The sequence below is a fragment of the Nocardia sp. NPDC056000 genome, assembly GCF_042269265.1.
Taxonomy (GTDB): domain Bacteria; phylum Actinomycetota; class Actinomycetes; order Mycobacteriales; family Mycobacteriaceae; genus Nocardia.
On the sequence record NZ_JBHJXS010000010.1, the window covers coordinates 183,579 to 204,335 of the forward strand.

Here is a 20,757-nt window from a genome sequence, read left to right on the forward strand (position 1 = left end):
CAATGGAATATGGGGTTACGGATCGTCCCCACAGGTCGCACATCGGCGAGACCTGGTCCCACGCACCGCAAGGCCTAGGTCGCACCACCGCACCGCACCGCACCGCACCGCACCGCATCGCATCGCATCGCATCGCATCGCATCGCATCGCATCGAGGCCATGGTCACCCGCGGACAATATGGGCCCCGGCCGACCAGCTCGACCCATGGACGGGATGGGTCGGCAGACCACCATGCGCGAGGGGCGTGCCGGATGAGCTGACCAGGGTTTCGTACTACTCGGGGACTACTCGGGTCGGTACCTGTGGGGGATTCGCGGGTGGGGTGCGGAGGATCACGCTGGGAGCATGACCGAAGTCAGTGCTTCGCATCGCTTCCCCACCGCTCCGGAACCCGTACGTGCCCCGCTGCTCTCGCTGGCCTTCCGGGCCATTGTCATCGCGCTGCTGGCCGGGGTCGGTGAGACGGTGCTGCGCGCGGGCATCGCGCTCGCGGATCCGGATACCAATGCGGGCGGACTGGTCTATGGGCTGCTCATTCGCAGCGCCATCTACCTGGCCGTGCTGACCGCCGCCGTCCGCATGGTCGCCGGAGTCGCTTGGGCGCGAATGGCTCTCATCATCGGACTGGGCACGGTCGGGCTGGCGTCACTGGTCGCCGAACCGATCGGCGCGGTGTTCACCGGACACGTGGCGATCGAGTGGACCGCCGGAAACATCGCGATCGGAGTGCTCCGCGCCGTGCACATCGTCGCGGTGCTGGTCGCGGTGCCCGCCATGGTGCGCGCGGGCACTCAACTCCGCCGCCACGCGTAATCGCCCAGCGCACAACGGTTCCCGATCCAGATCCGACATGCGCCACGCGTAGTCGGCTGCCGCACGAAGATTCCCGGACAGACTCGTCGTGCGGTGCGCCATGGCCGGCGAGCAGTGCGTTCGCCGCCCTCAGGCTCGGGGCGTGAGCGCGGCGCGCACCTCCGCCACCGTGGTGACGGGGAGGTCGCAGACCGAGCCGCGGCAGACGTAGGCGGCGGACAGGTCGTTGACCGGCGGGCGATCGGCGAGCAGCGGTTGCGAATCCTGTTCTCCGGAAATGATGACCGAGCCGCCGGGGGCCGCTACGCGGGCGGCGGTGAGCAGGCAGGCGGCCCAGCCGTCCAGGTCCGCGTCACCCGCCGAGACGGCCACCTGGATGGGACCGCGCAGCGCGGCTTCGGCGACCGCGAGCCAATGTCCCGCCGAGCGTGGGGCTTTGGCGAGCAGCACCGCACCGCGCGCCAGGGTCTGGTCGGCGAGTTCGCGGTAGCGGATAGCCTGCTCCGGTGCGCTGAGCGCGGCGGCGGTGAGCAGTGCGTCCGCGAGAACCGAAGTGCCGGAAGGGGTTGCGCCGTCGATCGGATCGCGCGGCCGGGTCACCAGGGTTTCGGCGTCATCGGCGGTGTCGAACCAGCTGCCGGGCGTTTCCGGATCGGCGAAGTGCGTAATGGCCGCATCGAGTACGCGATGCGCCTGTTCCAGCCAATCACCGCTGCTGGTCTGGTGCAGTGTGAGCAATCCCAGTGCGAGCCAGGCGTAATCCTCCAGCACGCCGGGCGCGACCCCGGCGACACCGCCGAGTGAGGCCCGGCAGGGTCGCCCGTCCCGCACGTGCGTATCGAGCAGGAAGCGCGCGCACCGTTCGGCGGCGGCGATCCACACCGGATTCAAATGTGCCGCACCGGCTTCCGCGAGCGCGGTGATCGCCATGCCGTTCCAGGCGGTGACCACCTTGTCATCGCGTTCGGGCTGCGGGCGGCGACCGCGGGCATCGCTCAATATGCCCCGAATGCGTTCGAAGCGTTCGTAATCCGAGGCGTCGGGATCGGTGTACCGGGTGAGCACCGAAGTCCCGTGCTCGAATGTCCCGGCCGTGGTGACACCGAAAAGCTCTGCGACCCAAGCCCCGTCGATCGCGCCGAGCACCCCGTTCAGCTCCGCCGGAGTCCACACGTAGGTGGCACCCTCGACCCCCGGCTGCCCTTCCTCCAGATGCGTATCCGCGTCCAGCGCGGAAGCGAACCCGCCCTGCTCGGTACCGAGATCCTCCAGCAGGAAGTTCACCGTCTCGCGAGTCACCCTGAGCGCCAACGGTTCCGACGCGTCCGGCTCCGCCAGCGGATCCCGCCAGGGCGCGTCCTGCCCGTCCTGCGCCCGCCGCGCGAGATGCGAGTAGACCCGCAACAGCTGCGCGTTGTCGTACAGCATCTTCTCGAAATGCGGCACCACCCAGGCCGCGTCCACCGAATACCGCGCGAATCCCCCGCGCAACTGGTCATAGATCCCGCCCCGGGCCATGGCCTCGGCGGTGAACGAAACCACCTGCCGCACAGCGTCGTTGCCGGTCCGCTCATAGTCCCGCAGCAGCCCCTCCAACAGCGCCGACGGCGGGAACTTCGGTGCGCCGCCGAACCCCCCGTGCTGGTTATCCACATCCTTCAACACGGTCGTGACCGCGTGATCGAGCAGTTCCGGGCCGATCTGCACCGTGCTGTCCGGCAATCCGGCGGCCTGCTGCCGCAATGCCTCCCCCACCTGCGCCGCCGCCTGATCCACCTCATCCCGCCGATTCACCCAGGTTTCGGTGAGCGCGGTCAGCACCTGCGTGAACGAGGGCATCCCGTGCCGCGGCGTCTTCGGGTAGTACGTCCCGCAGTAGAACGGCTCCCCCTCCGGCGTCAGGAAGCACGTCATCGGCCACCCACCCTGCCCGGTCATGGCAACGGTGGCATTCATGTACACCGCGTCCAGATCGGGCCGCTCCTCCCGATCCACCTTGATACACACGAAATTCGCGTTCATCAGCGCCGCGGTCTCCGCGTCCTCGAACGACTCGTGCGCCATGACATGACACCAATGGCAGCTGGCGTAGCCGATGGAGAGCAGGATGGGCACATCACGGGCGGCGGCCTCCGCGAGCGCATCGGCGTCCCATTCCCGCCAGTCCACCGGATTGCCGGCGTGTTGGCGCAGGTAGGGCGAGGTCGCTCCAGCCAATCGATTCACACCCGTCAACCTTCCTCGGTCGAACTCGCAGACAACACGCTCGGTCGATATGAAGCGTAGTGCGCCCGCAGCGGCCGAGACATCGGCTGTGGCCCTCGGAATGAATAGCGCTCGGGTGGTTGGCGTTTCGGCAAAAGGCGGCGGTCGGTTCGTGATCGCGACTACCGTAGTAGGTAGCTGGACGACATGCCTCGGTGATCGAGCTCGGTTGTTGTCACCTACTCCCGCAGGAGTCCCTGTGCAGACGGCGAAGAACGCGCTATTCGGCACGAGCCGACCCCGCCGGAACCTACGACGCGCGACGGATCTTCGTGACGTCCCGCGCGGACCCGGACGGGTGCCGGTGCTCGGGCACGGTTGGCGACTGTGGCGGGATCCGGTCCAGTTCATGGTGGATCTGGCCGCGGCCGGGAAAATAGCGCGGGTCGATATCGGCAGCCGGGTCGTCTATGTCATCACCGATTTCGAACTGCTGCACCGGGTGCTGGTGGAGAACTCCGACGCCTATGAGCGCGGGCTCCTCTTCGAACGCATCCGCCTCATCTTCGAGGAATCACTGATTGTCGCGGATGGTCAGCAGCACAGGGATCTTCGCCGTCTGGTGCAACCGGCGTTCCATCGACCGGAGCTGGAGGGCCACACGCCGACCGTGCAGCGCAACGCGGACGCACTGGCGAGTTCGTGGCAGTCGGGACAGATCGTCGAAATCCGTTCCGCACTACTGGATTTGGTGATCACCGATCTGCTCGGTTCCATGTTCTCGCATGAACCGGAGCCCGGGGAGCTGCGATTCATCTCGGGTCTGATCGGGGACATAGGCGCGGGCGCGATCGTGGGCAGTGTGCTGCCGAAGCGACTGGCGAGCCTGCCACTGCCGGTGAACCGCAAATTCCTCTCGGCCGGAACACGGCTGCGGGACTACTGCCGGGACCTGCTCGTCGCGCGCCGGACCGGCGGTGAGCGCCGCAATGACCTGCTCGACATCCTGCTGTATGCGCCGGATGGCGCGCACCGCAGTGACAAGCTCCTGGCGGAGCAGGCCGTGACGGTGCTCTTCGGCGGTATCGACGCCTTGACCGCCACGCTGACCTGGTCGCTGTACGAATTGTCCCGGCGCCCCGAGGTGGCGTCGAGATTGCGGAACGAGATCCTCGACGCGGGCGACCTCGACCCTCGAAAACTCGATCAGCTCGAATACCTGAACTGCTTCCTGAACGAAGTCACCCGCATCCATTCGCCACTGCTGCAGACCAGGCGCAGTGTCACCATGGTCGAGCTCGATGGTTTCGAGTTTCCCGCCGGGACCGATATCGGCTACAGCATCGCCGCCATTCACCGCGATCCGCATATCTTCCCCGAACCGCACACCTTCGATCCGGACCGGTGGTCGCCGTCGAGATCCGGACCGAAATGCCGGAGCTTCGTTCCATTCAGCATGGGCAATCAGATGTGTGTCGGCAGAAATTTCGCCTGGGTGGTCTTACAGACGACCCTGCAGAGTCTGCTGTCGCGGTGGGAGTTCGGGCCGGTGGAAACCGGGAAGCTGCCGCGCGCCATGGGTCCGATCCCCGGCATGGGAAGACTTCCGCTCGAGATTCGCCCGGTCCCCTCGGCTACTGCTTGATTCGGGTGACCGTCGTCCCGCGAAGGCCGGATACGCGGCGAATCAGGATGGGCAGCACGACCGCCGCGATGAAGAGGGTGACCGCGACGAGGATGAAGTAGAGCAGCGATCCATTGCGTCCGAAGCGGGGCTGGAACGCGACCTGCTGACCGGTCGCGGCGACGGCGTTGAGGAATGGGGCGTAGGCCTGCACGGTGAATCCGTGGGGCAGCAGATTCATCGCGCTCTCGGCCACATACACCCAGAACAGCAGCACGGCGACGGCCGCGGACGGAGCGCGAATCAGCGACCCCACCGCGATGCCCACCCCGCACGCGGCGAACGCGTAGACCGGGACCGTCCAGAGGAACCGGATACCGGCCGAATCGGTAATGTCAACGGCCCCATAGAGTTCGGGGAACTGATGGGGCAGCGTGACCATCACGACGACGAGCAGCACGAGGGTGGATATCGCCGCGATCGCGCCGTAGTAGATCCACCGGGCCAATGCGACCGTCCACAGCCGGGGGAACAAAAAGGTGCCGAGATCGCCTGTCCTGCCACGTCTTTGGGTGCCGTGAGCATAGGCGGCGGTGACCATCATGACCGATACGGAAAAGGTCATCACCCAGTACACGGAGTTGACGGTGGAGACCGGAGCCACGAACCGCTGTCCGGGCAGCGTCGCGAGTCGTTCTGCGACAGCGGCGATTCCGAACGTCACGGCCAGCGGCAGCACGAAGGTGAGCGGGACGGCGACGGTCCACAGGAATCCGCGGCCGGTGGTGCGGGTCCATTCGGCGGCGACGCCGCGGTAGACGAGGGTGGCCGCACCGGGGCTGCTCATGAGGCCGCGCCCGACGCGAGGCGGCCGGGTACCCCGGCGATGCGCACGTAGGCGTCTTCGAGGCCGGTCTCGCCGGGCTCCAGTGTGCTCATGAGGTGGGCGAAAGGCCGGTCGGCCAGCACACCCCGATTGCCGAGGATGACGATGTGATCGGCATTGCGCTCGACCTCGTCGAGCAGGTGTGAGGCAACCAGGACGCAGGTCCCGGCATCGGCGAGGTCGCGCAGCAGTTCACGGATCCAGCGGATGCCCGCGATATCGAGACCGTTCAATGGTTCGTCGAGCAGCAGGGTCCGGGGCGCACCGAGCAATGCGGCGGCGATGCCGACCCGTTGCAGCATGCCGAGCGAATAGTGCCCGAGCCGGCGGTCGGCGACGCCGACCAGATCGACGATCTCGAGCACCTCGCCGACCCGGCCGACCGGTATGCCGCGGGCACGAGCGATCCAGCGCAGATGCCTGCGCGCGGTGTGGCGCGGGTCGAAAGCCCGGTAGTCCAGGTGCATTCCGAGCGTCGCGGGCGTGGTCCGATGAGCTCGGACCACGGTGTCATCGACGCGGATGGTCCCGGCGGCGGGCGCGATCAGGCCGCAGATGGACCGCAGCAGTGTGGTCTTGCCGGTGCCGTTGAGACCGATCAGGTAGGTGATCGCCCCGTCCGCCACGCTCAGTTCGGGGACTTCGAGGACGGTCACGCCCGGATAGCCCAGGGTGAGGTCACGAATATCGATCACGGTGCTCGCAGCCGGTCAGAAGTCGCAGGACATCGACAGGCCCACGGCCTTGATGCCCTCGCACACGGAGCTGTTGGAGAGCTTCCACACCCCGTCGATACGCTTCCAGACCACCCGCGCGGTGATATCCGGGCGTCCCACCGACCTGGTGCGCAGCATCGCCGTATGCACATTGCCGTCGTGGGTTTCCGGACCGCTGATCTCATTGGATCCGTACGGAGCCCGGAACATGCCGGTGTTGAAGAGGGCGTCGGCGACCGCGACCGCGCCCATACCGCCTTCCATATTGGCCGCCTTGGCCTCATCGGAGACGCCGGGCGTCTCGATCAGGAATACGACCTGATCGTGGAGATCATCAAGGGTGGGAACGTCTTTGGTGAGCAGGAACGCACCGGGTGCGGCGGAGGCGACGGGGGCACTGACAATCGAGGCGCCGGTCGTGACGGCGGCGACCGTCATGATCGACGCCACGGCACCGGCGACAATATTCAAGGACTTCATCTCTTCATCCTTTTGATCGGCTTGGTGGCTTCCTCAGGGTTTGCGGCCGATGGCGCCGAGTATGACCATCCGTGTCTCCGGCAGGTCGGGGCGGAGCCACTGCTGTACCGGCACCACACCGGGTTCGAACAATTCGAAGCCGGCCAGGTACGACTCCGTCTCGGCCGTGGACCGGAAGGTGACCTGGGCCGAGGTGTTGGCGGTGCCGGTGAGCACCTGGAGTATCTCCGGGGACGAATCGCTGGAACCGTGACTGATCGCCAGATAACTACCCGATGCCACCCGATCACGAAAGGCGGCGACGACCGCGGCGGGGCGCTCGTCGTCCATCACGTAATGCAGCACACCGGAGAACAGCAGGGCCACCGGCTCATCGAAGTCGAGCAGACCGCGCTCGGTGATCTCATCGAGAATGTCACCGGGACAACGAATATCGCCGAGCAACGCGGTGGTTCCGGGAGGTCCGGCGAGCAGTGCGTCGCAGTGGGTGACCACGACCGGGTCGTAGTCGACGTACACCACCTGCGCCGTCGGCTGGATCTCCCGAGCCGCCTCGTGCACGCTGGGCGAGATCGGAATCCCCGAGCCGAGATCGAGGAACTGACGAATGCCCGCCTCGGCGGCCAGCTGGACCGCTTTGATCAGGAAACCTCGGGTGAACAACACCAAAGCCCCGAGTTCGGGCACTTCAGCGAGCATCCGACCGGCCAACTTGCGGTCGGTCTCGTAGTTGTCCTTTCCGCCCAGCAAGTAGTCATACACCCGGGCGGAGCTCAGCTCATTGGGGTCGAGCGAATCCGGTTTCCGCCTGAGCTCCGACGCAGGCCTCTCGGTACCTTCGGCCACAGATGTAACCGTAGCCGACCACCACCCCGGGTGTAGGCCACTCCGGAGATCTGCCGACGCCGGGATGCGCACCGAACGAGCCGTCGGCGTACCACGCTCCGGCACAACACGATCCGACCGTCCAACAGATCGACCGGTACGTACCTCAACCGTCGGCGCGAACCGGGGCCGGATCCGTTTGCGCCAATGCGACCGCATGCGCCACCGCGGACCGCGCCCGGTCGACGGTCGCGTAACGGCCCAGACCGCACGGGGCCGCGACATCCAACCGGCCGCCGTAGGCCGACTCCGCTGTCGCCAATGCCTGCCGGGCCTGCGCGAGCGGTTGCCCCGCATGCGCGAGTCCGGCGATAACCGTTGTGGTGGAAGGTAATTCGAGGCGCGTCAATGGGGCGTAGTACCGCGGCCGGACCGGCGCCTGTTTACCGTCGCCGATGGGCAGGTGGACGAAATCGAGATGTCTGCCCGCGGGCCAGTGCCGCGCTATGGCGTTGGCCAGTGTCACGACCGCCGCCGCCGATCTCGGTCGCACGGCCGGTTTGTCGTCGAGGCTGCCGTAGCACAGGTGCACTCCGAAATGGGCATCGTGCGGGGCCCGTGCGACCAGGCGCGCGATCGCGCGACCGGCCGCGTTGGCCAGGCCCTGCCGGAGCGGTGCGGGCGTCCCCGCGCACAGCAGGGTCTCGGCCGCCAGCTCGAGCTGGAATACGACATTGCCCCGCATCGCCTCCTGGACGCGGACGATCTCCCTGACCGTGGCGTCGAGAATCGGGCGGTAATAGGGCAACCCCTTGCGCAACAGCAGCATTCGCGCCTCGAAGGCGATGAAACCGATGACGAACGGGGTCGGGATGCCCACCTGCAAGCGGAGTCCGGGATCGGTTCGGCGCAGCTCTGCCAGTGCGTCCGCGGCCCGTCCGGCTTCCCGCGCATAGCCGAGCGCGGCGTCGATATCGGCCTCGGCCATCGATCGGCCCGTCCGCAGCCGGAAGGTGTCGCGCGAGCGCAGCGTCGACCAATCACCGCTGCGCACCGGAGCCAGCGCGGGGATCTCGCCGAACCGGTCGATGATGGGCCTGACGTACCACTGGGCGCGATACGGATCCGCTTCACAGCCGGGAACCATGCCGTCGAGAAAGTCACCGGCGGTGTCGACGGCGAACGCCATCGCCTGCTCCGGACTATCCAACTGTGCGGGCAGACTGCCCACGAAGTGAACCCGACGCTCGCGCTGCACAGCGCCAGTCTCGCATATCGGCCGTCTCCGAACATGGGTGTCGGCAAAGAAGATTCGAGCCTCCCGCCGCTGTCACCCCGCCGTACCGGGCGGTTGCATCAGGCGGCCGATGAGGTCGCGACGACTGCGGACGCCGACCTTGTCGAAGACGGATTTGAGGTGGTCCTGCACGGTATGCGGGGAGATGTGCAGGGTGTCGGAGATGAGTTGGGTGGAGGTGCCGCGCAGCACCAGGCGGGCGACTTCGGCTTCGCGCGGGCTGAGACCGTGAGCCGAGAGCATGAGCGGGATGGTGGCGGTGGGCTCGGCGGTTTTGACCACGACGCTGATGCGTTGTTCGCTGGGCGGGCCCTGCAGGCGGGAGGCGTGCAGGGTGAGCCAGTGTCCGTCGACGGTGCGAACTCGGCTGGTGGGCAGGGTTCGCGATGGCGCGGTGCCCTGTTCGATCGCGCGCACCGCCATGGCCACGGTGTAGACGGCCAATGGAAGTGGGAGGTGGATCGAGCGGGTTTCGTCGACCAGGGACAGCAGATGTGCGGCTTCGGGGGTGACGGCCACGACGCCGAGGTCTTCGGCGAGCAGTACGACGCCGGGTTCGCCGATGCCGCCGGTGGACGGGGAGCCGTGCAGCAGTACGGCCTGGCGCAGGGCGTGCGCGAGGTGCGGGGCGATGCTCGCGATCAGCGCGGCCTCGGTGTCGGTGAAGCCGAGCGGATGGTCTTCGCGATGCAGGCACAGGTAGCCCCAGCACTGTGCGCCGACCACCAGTGCCGCGCGCAGTTCGTCGCCGAGGCCCAGCGGTCGCATGATCTCGCGATACCGTCCGCTGGCGAAACGATCGGAGTGCGTCGCGGTATCCAGGGATGCCACGTGATCGGGCGAAACAGCAAGTGCCGCAAACCTGTTCACATCCGAACCACCGAATTCATTGTCCATGAACAGCGGTGTCACCGCGCCCAGCGGTTCGTCGGCGAACGCCCCGGTGAACAGCAGGGTCTCGGGATCGGCGGTGGCGAAGAACGCCGCGTCCACCGGCATGAGCTTGCGCACCGAACGCAGGAACTGCGCGTGCACGCCGGGCACATCCGATCCGTCATGACAATGACGGATCAGATCCCGCACGGCCCGCGCCGTATCGGCTGTCCTCGGCACATACCCAGTATCCTCGGCCGGTTCGACTTCGGAACCCCCAACTACCTGGGATGGTGGCCCGCCCCGATCGGTTCGACGATCGATCCATGACAAACAACGACACCACCCGGAACAAGCAACTCGTCGACACGTTCATCCAGGAACTGTTCACCAAGGGCAACCTCGATGCCGTCGACCGCTACCTCACCCCCGACTTCGTCAATCACGACGACCCCTTCCCCGGCGCTCCCGCGGGAGCCGAGGGCCTGCGCATCGCCGCCGCGATGTTCCGCGCCGCCCTGCCCGACTGGCACAGCGATATCGACCAGCTCATCGCCGAGGGCGATCTGGTGGTCGAACGCTTCACCGCCCAAGGCACCCATCAGGGTGAACTGATGGGCGTCGCCCCCACCGGAAACACCCTGGTGCTCACCGGAATTCAAATATTCCGAGTGGACGGTGACAGAATCGCCGAACGCTGGGGCCGCCTCGACGATATCGCCCTGCTGCGCCAACTGGGCCTCATTCCCGGCTGATCCGCCGGGACCACGCGCACCCGTCAGCCCAACGTGGATACCCAGCTCAGGCTGGTGTCCGTTCGGCCGAGTATGCCGACGACCCAGCCGGCGGGTGGGCCCGACTCCTCTCGGGTCACCACGAAATGCGCACCGGTGGCCAATTCGGTTGGGGTGCAGACATATTCGGCGGTGACGAGCAGTTCCATGCGTTTGGCGTCGTCGGCGCAGACCCGGGTGCCGCTGCGGGCCCCGGCGAGCACGAGGAAGACCACGTCGCCCCACGCCTCGTGGGGCTTGCGCTCCAGCACGATCGGCCGGGTTCCGGCGACCTCGGTCATCGCGTCCAACGTGGTATCGAGGCCGACCGTGCCGGGGCGGCGATTGGCCAGGGAGTGGGTCAGACCGCTGACCACGAGCCCGATGACCAGCAGGGCGACACCGGCGTAGCGCAATGCGGCCGCGCCGGTGAATTCGAGTTCCGCGATCCGGCGGGTGAGCTCGATCAGCAGTAGCGCGAACATGAAAAGCGGTATGGCGTAGGAGAAGTAGCCGATGTACGGCTCATTGATCTGATCGATGCCGATCATCGCGTAGATGGCCATCAGCAGCAGTGCCGCCGCGCTGACCCGGAGACCGCTCCGCAGGAATTCCTCACCGCGAGCGAACTTCGCCACGAGCGCGAAGAGCACGAGCAGGATGACGATGCCGAGGATGCGGTTCGGCCCCCAGAACTGCACCGTGTACCAGGCCGCCGTCCACGGCGCGTGTATTCCGTGCCCACCGCCGTAGATGGCGTATTTCGCGAGTTCGCCCGGGAAATGCACGATTCCGTCCAGCACGATGGTCGAGGCGAATGCCGCGGCGATTATGCCGAACAACCACCAATCCTTCTTGGCGACCTCGACTTTGCGCCGCCAGATGAGATAGAGCGCCGCGCCGCCGAGCAGGGGCACGAAGAACAGGAACTCCGCGTGCCCGTGAATGAGCAATCCGCCCGCGAGCGCCAGCACCCACAGGTGGTCGGTGCGCCCGGCCACCACCGAGGTGACCGCCACCAGCAACAGCAGGAACGGCGCGAAATACACGTACGGCATCCAGAGTCCGCTGAGCAGATCGCGGTACACCGTGACGAACAGCAGACTGGCACCGCCGATCCCGGCGATGAGCGGCCAGGACGGATACCAGCTGTGGATAACGCTCAATGCCAGCGCCACCAGCGCCGCATTGAGCAGCAGAATGGCGATCGCCTGCCCATTCCAGGGTGTCGGCACCCAATGCAGCAGATCGTAGAAAAGCCATTCGCCGAAGGCCTGTACGTATACGAATGAGGGACCGGGATGATGAAAACCGACCCTGGAGTAGTTGCCCACCAGCAGATCGAAATGTTTTGCCGAGAGCACCAGGATGGAGACGGTCCCCGCGTCCCCCTCCTCGTGCACGGACTGGGTAAAAAGGTCACGACTGCTGGTCAGCAGTGCCGTGGCATATGCGATCCAAGCCACGAAGAAAACTCTCACGAGCCCGGAGCCTATCGGCTGAAACGTCGGTCGTCCTAACGCCCGCCGAGGTCAGCGACCGCTACCGATAGCGCGGGTTGGTGTTATGCCATTTGAACGAGCCGCCCATCCAGTTGCGGACGCCGTGCAGGAAGCTCTGCAGTTCGGGGGACGGGATCGATTGCAGGGCACGGTGTCCGGCCTCGAAATCGCGGACCATGGTGTTGTGCAGGTCCACGACCGTTTCGGTGGCGGCGGCGATCGAGCAGCCGCGGTCGGCGGCGATCTGCAGCACCATGTTGGAGACGGGGTTCTCGTCGGCGGCGTCTTTTTTCACCGAGAAGAGGTCGTTCACCAGGACGCAGGCCGTGCCCGCCTGGAAGGCGGCGCGGCGGACGCGATCGTCATAGAACAGGTTGGACGGGACCTCGTAGCCGACCACCGGATCGATCAGGGTCATGGAGGTGTAGAAGGTGTCGTGCTGGCGGGCGGCGAGGTACTCCCAGGCGGCGGGCGGCTCACCGGTGTGCCGCCAGGCGGCGTACGCGGTCCAGGACACGAACATGGAAAACGTTGCGTAGCAGGCGCGTTGCACCTGATCGGGGGTGGCGTGCCGGCGCAGGTGCGCTATCGCCGAGCGGAAGGCGCGCAGCACCCGGTCGGTGTGCAGCTCCTCGTTCAGCGGTTCGCTGAACTCACCCGCGTCGGGCAGCGGGTCGAGGGCGGCCATGGCGAGGGTGAGGCGCTGGGGCAGGCGGACCGGATCCGCGCCGAGGGCCGAATCGTCGGCATAGTAGTCGTCGGCCATCCACCAGGCGGTGTTCATCTGCGCGGCGACCAGCAGACGGTCGGGATCGTCGGAATCGCTGTGCGCCAGCATGACCAGGCGGCCGTAGCCGGTCTTGCGGAGTTTCCCGATCTCCTCGGGGGTGAAGCCGATCGATTCCGCCCAGTGCGCCAGCCGATCGTCCACCTCGTCGGCGAGGCGATCGTCGATGCGGGCGGCGGGCGGACAGTACAGCGGCGGCGCGGACCCGTCACCCCAGTCCAGCAGCTGATAGGGCTCGATATCGGCGGTCAACCGCCGCAACGGAATCCGAAACGCGCTCTCGCCTAGGCGGGGTACGCCGGGTACACAGTGGTCCGCCGTATCGAGCTCGGGGACAACGGGTTTCGACTCCGGAATCGAGGCGGATTCCGATACCGCCGCGAAACGCTTGGCGAGCTGGGTGCCGAGCCCGCTCGGGCCGCTGTCGAGACTTGTCATCATGCTCTCCTGCCACGCGGGATCATCAGGTCCAGGCAACGCACAGTCAGGTCCAGGCAACACACAGAGTGACCGCATCGACTATCGGACCTCAGCACCCGCCCGCGCAGCCGTTTGACCGATTCCGGTCCCGGCGACACGCCGGGATCAGTACTCGTTCTTGATGACGAAGTAGGAGCCGCGGATGGTGCCCGCCAGCTTGGACTTCTGGCGCGCGAACTTGAACGCGTCGAGTTCGGCGGGGATCTCCATACCGTCCGAGAGCTTGAACCCGACCGCGCGTTTTCCGGCGTCGGCGAGGGTGTACATGACATTGATCGACAGGCCGTCCTGGTAGAACACGTACGCCATGCGAATGCCCTCCACCTCGAACTCCGTAGCCTCCAACGGCGGTGCGGCGATGACGATCCCGCGTTCCTGCTCGAGGATCCCGCTCACCCAGTCGACGGTCGGCCGCGCCTGGCTCGCCGGTTCCACGGTGAAGACGTGGTTGTACTTGTTCTTGAAGTACCGGGCCTCGTTCGCGCGCAGACCGGCGAGTGCGTCCGCGACCGGTGAGGACTCCAGGCCGACGGTCGACACGGAGTCGAAATTCACGACATACGACATGAAGAACTCCTCAGCGTGTGTATATCCGTGCATATCCGGAACCGTCAGCATAGGAGAGATATGAGCTGGAATGAGGTACCCGAGGTCAGTGATCGGCAGATCCTTGCCGCGCTGCGCCCGCTGTACGAGCCCACCCGGGAACGCGCCCGGCTGGCGGAGGTGGTGGAACGGCTGCGCGAGGCCACCGATGCGGAGGAGATCGCCGAGCGCGATCGCTGCGGAAACCGCATGGCCGAACTGGATCGGGATATCTGTGTGCGATCGGTCGAGGCGTTGGATCGGATCGGGCTCTGGCATGCGGCCGGAATGATCGAGGCGGCGCTGAGCATGCCGCCGGAGGTGCTGGAACAGTACGGTTCCGCGAGCTGAGGCAAGCGGGTGCGTCCCGCTCAGCGCTCCTCGCGTTCCCCCGCACGGGAAGGGTGTGCGAGCATTTCGCCATGGCTGGTGGAACACATTTATGGCCGGTCGTCGATCTGACCGACCTGCTCGACGTACTCGATCTCGTCGATCTCGGCCCCGGGCGATTCCGGGCCCGGAATGTGAGTTCCACCCTGCCGACCACGCTCGGCAGTCAGACGCTGGCCCAGGCCGTGATCGCCGCCGAGCGCACGGTGCCGCATATGGCGGTGCAATCACTGCACGGGGTGTTCCCGCGCGGCGGGTTCGCCGATCGGGATGTCGAGGTGGACGTCGAGATCGTGCAGTCGGGACGGGCGCTCGCGACCGTGCAGGTGACGTTCCGGCAGCAGGAGCGCGAGCATGCGCGAGTGCTGGCCATGCTGAGCGTCGACGAACCCGACTTCCTTTCGCACGGTGCGGAATTGCCCGCCGGACTGCCCGGACCCGAGGACTGCGATGAGCTGCCGTGCGCGCTGCTGCCGTGGGAGGTCCGCACGGTCGGCGGGGCCGAGGCGGTGGCGCTCGACCTCGCGGGACCGCCGTCCCTGGACGTGTGGATGCGCTGCGACAAGGCCCCCGATCTGCCCGGCGTGAACCGGGCGCTGCTGGCGCACGGCAGTGAGGGTTTCCTCGGACCGGTCGCCATGCGCCCGTACCCTCAGGCCGAGATCGCCAGGCGCGGTGGACGTTCGGCCGCGGCCATGCTCGCGCAGACCATTACCTTCCATCGCCCGTTCACGCTGCACGATTGGCTGCTGCTGCGCTGCGAGAGCCCGTTCGCCGGGGCCGGGCGCATGTTCACCCGGATCCAGATATTCACGCGCGCGGGCGAATTGGTGGCATCGGTGGACGCGCACGGCCTGATGCGCGGCGGCGAACGGCCGTGACCTAGCGACTGCGCGTGCGGGTGTGGATGCGCGCGCCGTGTTTGCCGAACAGGCTCAGCACCTCGACGCCGTCCCTGCCGGTGGCCCCGAACCAATGCGGTATGCGGCAATCGAATTCGGCCGCCTCACCCGCGGCCATGACGAAGTCGTGTTCGCCGAGCCGGACCCGGAGTTGCCCGCGCAGCACATAGAGCCATTCGTGACCGGGGTGGCTGCGCGGATACGGGGTGGTGTCGTGCGCGGGGATGGTGAGTTTGTAGGCGCGGGGTTCGGCCGGATGGCGGGACAGCGCTATGAGGACTCGTCCCTGTCTGGCATCGGGCCGCTGCGGGACGCGGGGATCGATCACCTCGGAAGCTGTTCCATCGTCGGCCATTTCACCGCCCTCGGGTATCCGCGGTTCGGTGATGCGCGGGGCGGCGACAATGGCGTCGAGGGGGATGTCCAGGGCCGCCACGACGGGTAGCAGCAGCTCCAAACTCGGCTTGCGCAAACCGGATTCGAGCCGGGACAGGGTGCTGGTGGAGATGCCGGTGGCGCGGGACAGCGCGGCGAGGCTGATACCGGTGCGGTCGCGCGCGGCGCGCAGGCGGGGCGCGATCTGCGCGATGGCGGCGGCCACGGTCGGATCGGTGTGCATCGGTTCCTCTCGGTCGGCGTGTCCCGGATTCGGCAATGGTGTGCGCCGAAAACGGCAGGTGGCTCGGATGCTCGTAGCGGAGGTGATCCGAATGGATACAACGACAACGCATGTCGACAACGCTCCGGTGTCGCGGAGCATGCCCGCCGGGGTCTACCTGCTGGGTTTCAGCCTGTTCGCCATGGGCAGCGCCGAATTTCTGCTGGCGGGCGTATTGCCCGCGGTGGCGGCCGATCTGGATGTCACGCTGTCCTCGGCCGGAATGCTGATCACGGCTTTCGCCCTGGGCGTGGTGGTGGGCGGCCCGCCGTTCGCGGTGCTGAGCCTGGGCTGGCCGCGCCGCACCGCGCTGGTCGCCACCCAGGCGGTGTTCGCGGCCGGGGTGGCGGCCGGACTGCTGGGGAATTATCCGGTGCTGCTGGTCAGCCGGTTCGTATCCGGGCTGGCCTACGCCGGATTCTTCGCGGTGGCGGCGGTGACGGCGATCGGGCTGGTGACCCCGGACCGGAACGCCCGGGCATCGGGCGTGGTGGTCAGCGGACTCAGCGTCGCCATGGTGGCCGGTGGTCCGATGGGAACGCTGATCAGCCATTTCACCGGCTGGCGGGGCGGGTTCTGGGTGGTGGTGGCATTGACGCTGGCGGGGATCGCGGGCGTGCTGTTCGGATTGCCCGCCACCGGCGGCCGGGGACCGGCCCCGAGCGTCGCGCGGGAGCTGGCCGTGCTGCGAAAGCCCCTGCTGTGGAACATCTTCGGTATCACGGTGCTGACCACCGGGGCCTACATGATCAGCTTCAACTATCTGGCGGCCATGCTGTCCGATATCGCGGGCGTCTCCGAGGTCTGGATTCCGGCCGTACTGGCGCTGTTCGGCATCGGCGCTTTCGCGGGCCTGTCCATCGGCGGCCGCATCTCGGACCGCCGCCCGCATCTGGCCCTGCTGACCGGAACGATCGGAATCGCCATCCTGTCGATCCTGTTGGCGCTCACCATGTCTCGTGCGTGGATCGTGGTTCCGGCCGTATTCCTGCTCGGCATAGCCGCTTTCGTGCTCAATCCCGCCCTGTACGGCCGGGTGTTCGCCATCGCCGCCGGGGCACCGACCCTGGCCGGTGCGACCACGGTGTCGGCGTTCCAGCTGGGCATCAGCGCGACCCCCGTACTGGCGGCGGTCGCGCTGAACCGCGGCGCGGCCCTGACCTCGGTATGCGTGATCGGGGCCGGGCTCGCGGTGGCCGCTGGCGCGCTGATCCTGCTGGACCGGGCGCGACAGCGGCCGCCTGCTAGCTGACCGTTTCCACGGCCGGGGCCCGCCACAGGATGCTGCGCAGGTCCCGGCCCCGGATAACCTGGATGCGCCAGGGTTCCAGTTTCAGGATGTGCAGTTTCGGATCCTGGATCCCGTGCCAGAACTGTCCCAGCGGATATCCCGCGCCCTGCGGACTGGTGCGCTGGTACATATCCCAGACGTACTGCCGGGTTTCCAAGTCCTCCAATGGAATCCAGTCCGCGGTGGCATCGATGTGCACCGAGTTCTGCTTGCGATTCCAGTAGGAGAACGTGGTGTTCGGATTGCCCGCGAGATGCGCCTCCTTGACCGGTGTGCGGTAGGTGGCGAGCCATCCGACCGGATGGCCGTCCACCACCTCCCACACCGGGATCAGCACCCGGGCGCGCGGCCGGTGCTTACCGTCGACCGTGACCATGGTGGCGTAGACGATATCGCCGATATAGGCATCGAATTCGGGCCGGATGACATCGAATTCCGTTGTGGCCATGACAGTTTCCTTTCCAGCGACTCAGACGAGGGCGGGTTCGGCGACCGGAGCGGTGCGGCGCAGGCCGAACAGTCCGATGGCCCCGGCCAGTACGGCGGCGATCACCGGCACCAGCAGTGCGGTGCGCACCGCGTCGATACCGCTCGCACCGGATCCGAGCACCGCCACGTGCACGGCGGTGACCCCGGAAATGCCCAGCGCGAAACCGAATTGGAAGGCGGTGTACAGCAGTCCGCCCGCGAGCCCGTGTTCCTCTTCCTCGATGTCATCGGTGGCCGCGATGGTCAGCGGACCGTAGACCAGCGAGAACGCAACGCCGAGCAGCAGCAGCGCGGGCAGCATGGTGATGTACGCGCGATCCAGGCCGGTCGGCAGCATCAGCAGGTAGGCGAGCGCGGCCAGTGCGACACCACCGAAAATGACCCGGGCATTACCGAATCGATCCACCAGGCGCGGGGTCAGCACCGGCGCGAGGATGGCGTCGATACCGATGACGGCCATGGCCAGACCGGTTTGCACGGTGCTCCAGCCGCGCAGTTCCTGGAAGTACAGCGTGGCCAGGAATTGGAATCCGGCGAAGGATCCCACGAACAGCAGCGCGATCAGATTGGTGCGCACCAGGTTCGCCGAGCGCAGAATGCCGAGCCGGACCAGAGGTTCGGCGGTGCGGCGTTCCTGGAGCACGAACAGTGCGAGCAGTACGGCGCCCGCCAGGAATACCAGTGCGGTCACCCCGGGGCCGTCGCCCGCGTGTTCCAGCCGCACCACACCGTAGACCAGCAGCATCATCGCCCCGGTCACCGAGAGCGCGCCGAGCACATCGATGCGGCCCCGGACCGACTGCGGCGCTTGACCATCGCGCAGCAGTGGAATCGCCGCGATCAGGATGAGCGCGGACAGCACCACCGGTGCGAAGAACACCCAGCGCCAGCCGAGCGCGGTCAGCAGTCCGCCGACCACCATGCCGAGCGAGAAGCCGCCCGCGGCCACACCGGCGTACACCAGCAGGGCCTTGTTGCGCACCGGTCCCTCGGCGAAATTGGTGGTGATCAGCGAGAGTCCGGCCGGGGCCATGAACGCCGCCGCCACACCGGTGACGAAGCGCGCGGTCAACAGCATCCAGCCGCTGGTCGCCAAGCCGCCGAGGCCGGAGAACAGTACGAATACCGCGAGCCAGAACAGGAATACCCGGCGGCGTCCGAAGAGATCGGCCGCGCGGCCGCCGAGCAGCATGAAGCCGCCGTAGCCCAGTACGTAGGCCGAGACGACGCCGGACAGCGTTCCGGTGGACAGGCCGAGGTCGGCGCGAATGGACGGCAACGCCACATTCAGCATCGCGACGTCGATGCCCTCCAGGAAGATCGCGCCGCACAGCACCGCGAGCACCGCCCAGGCGCGGCCGGACAATTCGGTGAAGACCGTTGGGGGTGAGGATTTCAACATTGCAGACTCTCTTGAAAGTTACGGTTCCCGACGATGTGGTCGGTTACTTCTTGTTACCGAGACGATCTTCGGGCAGACTTCGAACTTGTGGAAGACGGCACATTCGAATCACTCGGTTACTGCGCGGATACCGACCCCGGCGAGTACGCCGTGCACTGGGACTCCCGCAATGACTGCGAGGTACGCCAGATCCTGGATCGGGTCGCCGATAAGTGGTCGCTGCTGGTGATCGCGTATCTGGAAGAGCGCACGCTGCGCTTCAGCGAACTCAAGTACAAGATCGACGGCGTCAGCCAGCGCATGCTCAGTCGCACACTGCGGCAGCTGGAACGGGACGGCCTGGTCGACCGCACGGTCTATCCGACCGTCCCACCGCGGGTGGATTACGCGCTGACGCCGCTGGGCGCGAGCCTGCATACGACCATCAAATCGCTGGTCATCTGGACGGAGGCGCATCAGAACGAAATCGCCGCCGCCCGAACGGCTTACGACGTTCGCGAGGCCGAGGCGGAGGCCGGAATCCTGCCGGTCGCCGTCTCGCGCTGAGCCCGCCACGCGGCCGCGCTGTCCAGATCGGCCAGCGGGTGCAGCATCTCGTAGTCGAAGTCGTCGAGTTCGATACCTGCCGAAATACGCTGCGGCAGATCCGGATTCGCCAGCGCTCCGCGCCCGAGCGAGAGCACGTCGGCATGGCCGCCGGTCAGCACATCGGCGGCCTGGCGCAGATCGTGCATACCGCCGTTCGCGATGACCGGCAGCCCCGACACCTCGCGCGCGAGTTCGGTGATGGTCACCCCGTTCGGGAAGCGCGCGGTCTCGATGAAATTCCTGCCCTCACTGGCGATGTGCAGGTAGGTGGCCTCGCGCAGCGCCGCGAAGATCACCCACGCGTCGGTCTCGCCACCGGGCCAGCGGTAGCCGAAATCGTTCACCTTGGTCTGTGAGAGCCGCACGCCGACCGGGAAGTCTCCCACGGCTTCTCGGACCGCCTCCAGCACCTGCGCGGTCAGCCGAATCCGATTCCGCACCGGCCCGCCGTACTCGTCGGTGCGCAGATTGGTGTAGTCGGTGAGGAACTGGTCCAGCAGATAGCCATTGGCCCCGTGGATCTCGACCCCGTCGAATCCGGCTTCGCGGGCATTGACCGCCGCGAGCGCGAAACCGTCCAGCACCTCGTCGATATCGTGCGCGGTCATCTGCCGCGGCGCGTCCCACGCGCCGCCGACCCCGCCGTAATCCACCATCATCTGCCCGCGCGGCGGTACCGCCGACGGTCCGATGGTCCCGGCGCCGAACGCATTGCCCTGCGATATCGCGCCCGCGTGCATCAGCTGGGCCACGATCGTGCCCCCGGCCGCGTGCACGGCACCGGTCACCGCCCGCCACTCGGCGACCTGCTCGACGGTGACCAGTCCCGGTTGACCGAAATAGCTCTGACTGTGTGCGGCGTCCACGTAGATGCCCTCGGTCACGATCAATCCGAATCCGCCCAGGGCGTATTCGCGGTAGTACTCGGCCATCTGCGCCGTCGGCACCCCCTGTGCGGTCGCCGATATCCGGGTCATGGGGGCGACGGCGAGCCGATTGCGCAGTGGCAGCGAGCCGATTCTGAATGGTTCCAGCGCGGGGTGCTGCGCGCCCCCGCTGGTTATGGATGTTTTCACGACAACAGCCTCACCGCCCGCGAGCATCGCAACCAGCACCCGTTTTACCGCTGTTGCCGGAACCAGGGTTTCGGGGACCTACCTTCCGCTCGTCGCAATATCGCCCGTGCTGG

The 20,757-nt window shown here is 66.9% G+C and carries 21 protein-coding genes; 7 read left to right on the top strand and 14 right to left on the bottom strand.

The genetic code is table 11. The features are described 5' to 3' along the window. The first annotated feature begins 347 nt into the window (after nt 1–347). Nucleotides 348–815 (top strand): hypothetical protein, encoded by a 468-nt coding sequence (locus ACFC4D_RS28340; protein ID WP_376067967.1) that lies wholly within the window; start codon nt 348–350, stop codon nt 813–815. Nucleotides 816–944: 129 nt separating this feature from the next. Here ACFC4D_RS28340 and ACFC4D_RS28345 read toward each other — a convergent pair whose 3' ends face one another. Then, a complete protein-coding gene (locus ACFC4D_RS28345; protein WP_376067968.1) occupies nt 945–3,041 on the bottom strand; it encodes a thioredoxin domain-containing protein in 2,097 nt (698 codons plus the stop codon). Between the two features lie 238 nt (nt 3,042–3,279). On the opposite strand from ACFC4D_RS28345, the gene ACFC4D_RS28350 reads away from it, so the two are divergent. After that, nucleotides 3,280–4,665: a cytochrome P450 gene (locus ACFC4D_RS28350; protein ID WP_376067970.1), complete on the top strand. Its 1,386-nt coding sequence runs from the start codon at nt 3,280–3,282 to the stop codon at nt 4,663–4,665. Here the strand turns inward: ACFC4D_RS28350 and ACFC4D_RS28355 are convergent. From ACFC4D_RS28355 to ACFC4D_RS28380, 6 genes are all read right to left on the bottom strand, one after another. Continuing rightward, nucleotides 4,655–5,491, bottom strand: a complete 837-nt coding sequence (locus tag ACFC4D_RS28355) for an ABC transporter permease (RefSeq protein ID WP_376067972.1) — start codon at nt 5,489–5,491, stop codon at nt 4,655–4,657. The genes ACFC4D_RS28350 and ACFC4D_RS28355 overlap by 11 nt on opposite strands. Beyond that, nucleotides 5,488–6,225: an ABC transporter ATP-binding protein gene (locus ACFC4D_RS28360; protein WP_376067974.1), complete on the bottom strand. Its 738-nt coding sequence runs from the start codon at nt 6,223–6,225 to the stop codon at nt 5,488–5,490. The genes ACFC4D_RS28355 and ACFC4D_RS28360 overlap by 4 nt, the downstream gene beginning before the upstream one ends. 15 nt (nt 6,226–6,240) lie before the next feature. Continuing rightward, nucleotides 6,241–6,726, bottom strand: a complete 486-nt coding sequence (locus ACFC4D_RS28365) for a hypothetical protein (RefSeq protein WP_375965395.1) — start codon at nt 6,724–6,726, stop codon at nt 6,241–6,243. A 33-nt stretch (nt 6,727–6,759) separates the two neighbouring features. Then, nucleotides 6,760–7,572, bottom strand: a complete 813-nt coding sequence (locus ACFC4D_RS28370) for an SAM-dependent methyltransferase (RefSeq protein ID WP_375965393.1) — start codon at nt 7,570–7,572, stop codon at nt 6,760–6,762. A gap of 145 nt (nt 7,573–7,717) precedes the next feature. Next, nucleotides 7,718–8,809, bottom strand: coding sequence for a hypothetical protein (locus tag ACFC4D_RS28375; RefSeq protein WP_376067975.1), 1,092 nt, complete (start codon nt 8,807–8,809; stop codon nt 7,718–7,720). A gap of 72 nt (nt 8,810–8,881) precedes the next feature. Then, complete coding sequence (locus tag ACFC4D_RS28380) at nt 8,882–9,961, bottom strand: LuxR C-terminal-related transcriptional regulator (RefSeq protein ID WP_375965387.1); 1,080 nt, start codon at nt 9,959–9,961, stop codon at nt 8,882–8,884. An 86-nt stretch (nt 9,962–10,047) separates the two neighbouring features. Here ACFC4D_RS28380 and ACFC4D_RS28385 point away from each other — a divergent pair, with 86 nt between their 5' ends. Beyond that, entirely contained in the window at nt 10,048–10,476 is a 429-nt protein-coding gene (locus ACFC4D_RS28385) for an ester cyclase (RefSeq protein WP_376067977.1), read from the top strand. A gap of 23 nt (nt 10,477–10,499) precedes the next feature. Here the strand turns inward: ACFC4D_RS28385 and ACFC4D_RS28390 are convergent, their stop codons facing one another. From ACFC4D_RS28390 to ACFC4D_RS28400, 3 genes are all read right to left on the bottom strand, one after another. Continuing rightward, nucleotides 10,500–11,960, bottom strand: a complete 1,461-nt coding sequence (locus tag ACFC4D_RS28390; RefSeq protein ID WP_376067979.1) for a hypothetical protein — start codon at nt 11,958–11,960, stop codon at nt 10,500–10,502. Between the two features lie 76 nt (nt 11,961–12,036). Then, nucleotides 12,037–13,221 carry a family 2 encapsulin nanocompartment cargo protein terpene cyclase gene (locus ACFC4D_RS28395; RefSeq protein WP_376067981.1) on the bottom strand — a complete coding sequence of 395 codons (1,185 nt, stop codon included), beginning with the start codon at nt 13,219–13,221 and terminating at the stop codon, nt 12,037–12,039. Nucleotides 13,222–13,368: 147 nt separating this feature from the next. Beyond that, a complete protein-coding gene (locus ACFC4D_RS28400) occupies nt 13,369–13,830 on the bottom strand; it encodes a phage tail protein (RefSeq protein WP_375965380.1) in 462 nt (153 codons plus the stop codon). A 60-nt stretch (nt 13,831–13,890) separates the two neighbouring features. Here ACFC4D_RS28400 and ACFC4D_RS28405 point away from each other — a divergent pair, with 60 nt between their 5' ends. Further along, entirely contained in the window at nt 13,891–14,199 is a 309-nt protein-coding gene (locus ACFC4D_RS28405) for a hypothetical protein (RefSeq protein ID WP_375965378.1), read from the top strand. 71 nt (nt 14,200–14,270) lie between these two features. Beyond that, nucleotides 14,271–15,119, top strand: coding sequence for an acyl-CoA thioesterase (locus ACFC4D_RS28410; RefSeq protein ID WP_376067983.1), 849 nt, complete (start codon nt 14,271–14,273; stop codon nt 15,117–15,119). Nucleotide 15,120: 1 nt separating this feature from the next. Here ACFC4D_RS28410 and ACFC4D_RS28415 read toward each other — a convergent pair whose 3' ends face one another. Beyond that, complete coding sequence (locus ACFC4D_RS28415; protein WP_376067984.1) at nt 15,121–15,759, bottom strand: helix-turn-helix domain-containing protein; 639 nt, start codon at nt 15,757–15,759, stop codon at nt 15,121–15,123. Between the two features lie 91 nt (nt 15,760–15,850). Here ACFC4D_RS28415 and ACFC4D_RS28420 point away from each other — a divergent pair, with 91 nt between their 5' ends. Further along, nucleotides 15,851–17,050, top strand: coding sequence for an MFS transporter (locus tag ACFC4D_RS28420; protein WP_376067986.1), 1,200 nt, complete (start codon nt 15,851–15,853; stop codon nt 17,048–17,050). Here ACFC4D_RS28420 and ACFC4D_RS28425 read toward each other — a convergent pair. Together ACFC4D_RS28425 and ACFC4D_RS28430 are read right to left on the bottom strand one after the other, a co-directional pair. Beyond that, nucleotides 17,043–17,537: a pyridoxamine 5'-phosphate oxidase family protein gene (locus ACFC4D_RS28425; RefSeq protein ID WP_376067988.1), complete on the bottom strand. Its 495-nt coding sequence runs from the start codon at nt 17,535–17,537 to the stop codon at nt 17,043–17,045. The genes ACFC4D_RS28420 and ACFC4D_RS28425 overlap by 8 nt on opposite strands. Before the next feature lie 21 nt (nt 17,538–17,558). Next, nucleotides 17,559–18,980 (bottom strand): MFS transporter, encoded by a 1,422-nt coding sequence (locus tag ACFC4D_RS28430; protein ID WP_375965366.1) that lies wholly within the window; start codon nt 18,978–18,980, stop codon nt 17,559–17,561. An 87-nt stretch (nt 18,981–19,067) separates the two neighbouring features. Here ACFC4D_RS28430 and ACFC4D_RS28435 point away from each other — a divergent pair, with 87 nt between their 5' ends. Continuing rightward, on the top strand, nt 19,068–19,526 hold the full coding sequence (locus ACFC4D_RS28435) for a winged helix-turn-helix transcriptional regulator (RefSeq protein WP_375965364.1): 459 nt from the start codon (nt 19,068–19,070) through the stop codon (nt 19,524–19,526). Here the strand turns inward: ACFC4D_RS28435 and ACFC4D_RS28440 are convergent. Then, nucleotides 19,466–20,644: a tRNA-dihydrouridine synthase gene (locus ACFC4D_RS28440; RefSeq protein WP_376067990.1), complete on the bottom strand. Its 1,179-nt coding sequence runs from the start codon at nt 20,642–20,644 to the stop codon at nt 19,466–19,468. The two genes, ACFC4D_RS28435 and ACFC4D_RS28440, sit on opposite strands and share 61 nt — an antisense overlap. Between the last annotated feature and the right edge of the window lie 113 nt (nt 20,645–20,757).

Coding starts and splice junctions, on each gene's coding strand:
- ACFC4D_RS28340 (WP_376067967.1), top strand. CDS start 348: ATGACCGAAGTCAGTGCTTCGCATCGCTTCCCCACCGCTCCGGAACCC.
- ACFC4D_RS28355 (WP_376067972.1), bottom strand. CDS start 5,491: ATGAGCAGCCCCGGTGCGGCCACCCTCGTCTACCGCGGCGTCGCCGCC.
- ACFC4D_RS28365 (WP_375965395.1), bottom strand. CDS start 6,726: ATGAAGTCCTTGAATATTGTCGCCGGTGCCGTGGCGTCGATCATGACG.
- ACFC4D_RS28385 (WP_376067977.1), top strand. CDS start 10,048: ATGACAAACAACGACACCACCCGGAACAAGCAACTCGTCGACACGTTC.
- ACFC4D_RS28395 (WP_376067981.1), bottom strand. CDS start 13,221: ATGACAAGTCTCGACAGCGGCCCGAGCGGGCTCGGCACCCAGCTCGCC.
- ACFC4D_RS28400 (WP_375965380.1), bottom strand. CDS start 13,830: ATGTCGTATGTCGTGAATTTCGACTCCGTGTCGACCGTCGGCCTGGAG.
- ACFC4D_RS28405 (WP_375965378.1), top strand. CDS start 13,891: ATGAGCTGGAATGAGGTACCCGAGGTCAGTGATCGGCAGATCCTTGCC.
- ACFC4D_RS28410 (WP_376067983.1), top strand. CDS start 14,271: ATGGCTGGTGGAACACATTTATGGCCGGTCGTCGATCTGACCGACCTG.
- ACFC4D_RS28415 (WP_376067984.1), bottom strand. CDS start 15,759: ATGCACACCGATCCGACCGTGGCCGCCGCCATCGCGCAGATCGCGCCC.
- ACFC4D_RS28420 (WP_376067986.1), top strand. CDS start 15,851: ATGGATACAACGACAACGCATGTCGACAACGCTCCGGTGTCGCGGAGC.
- ACFC4D_RS28425 (WP_376067988.1), bottom strand. CDS start 17,537: ATGGCCACAACGGAATTCGATGTCATCCGGCCCGAATTCGATGCCTAT.
- ACFC4D_RS28430 (WP_375965366.1), bottom strand. CDS start 18,980: ATGTTGAAATCCTCACCCCCAACGGTCTTCACCGAATTGTCCGGCCGC.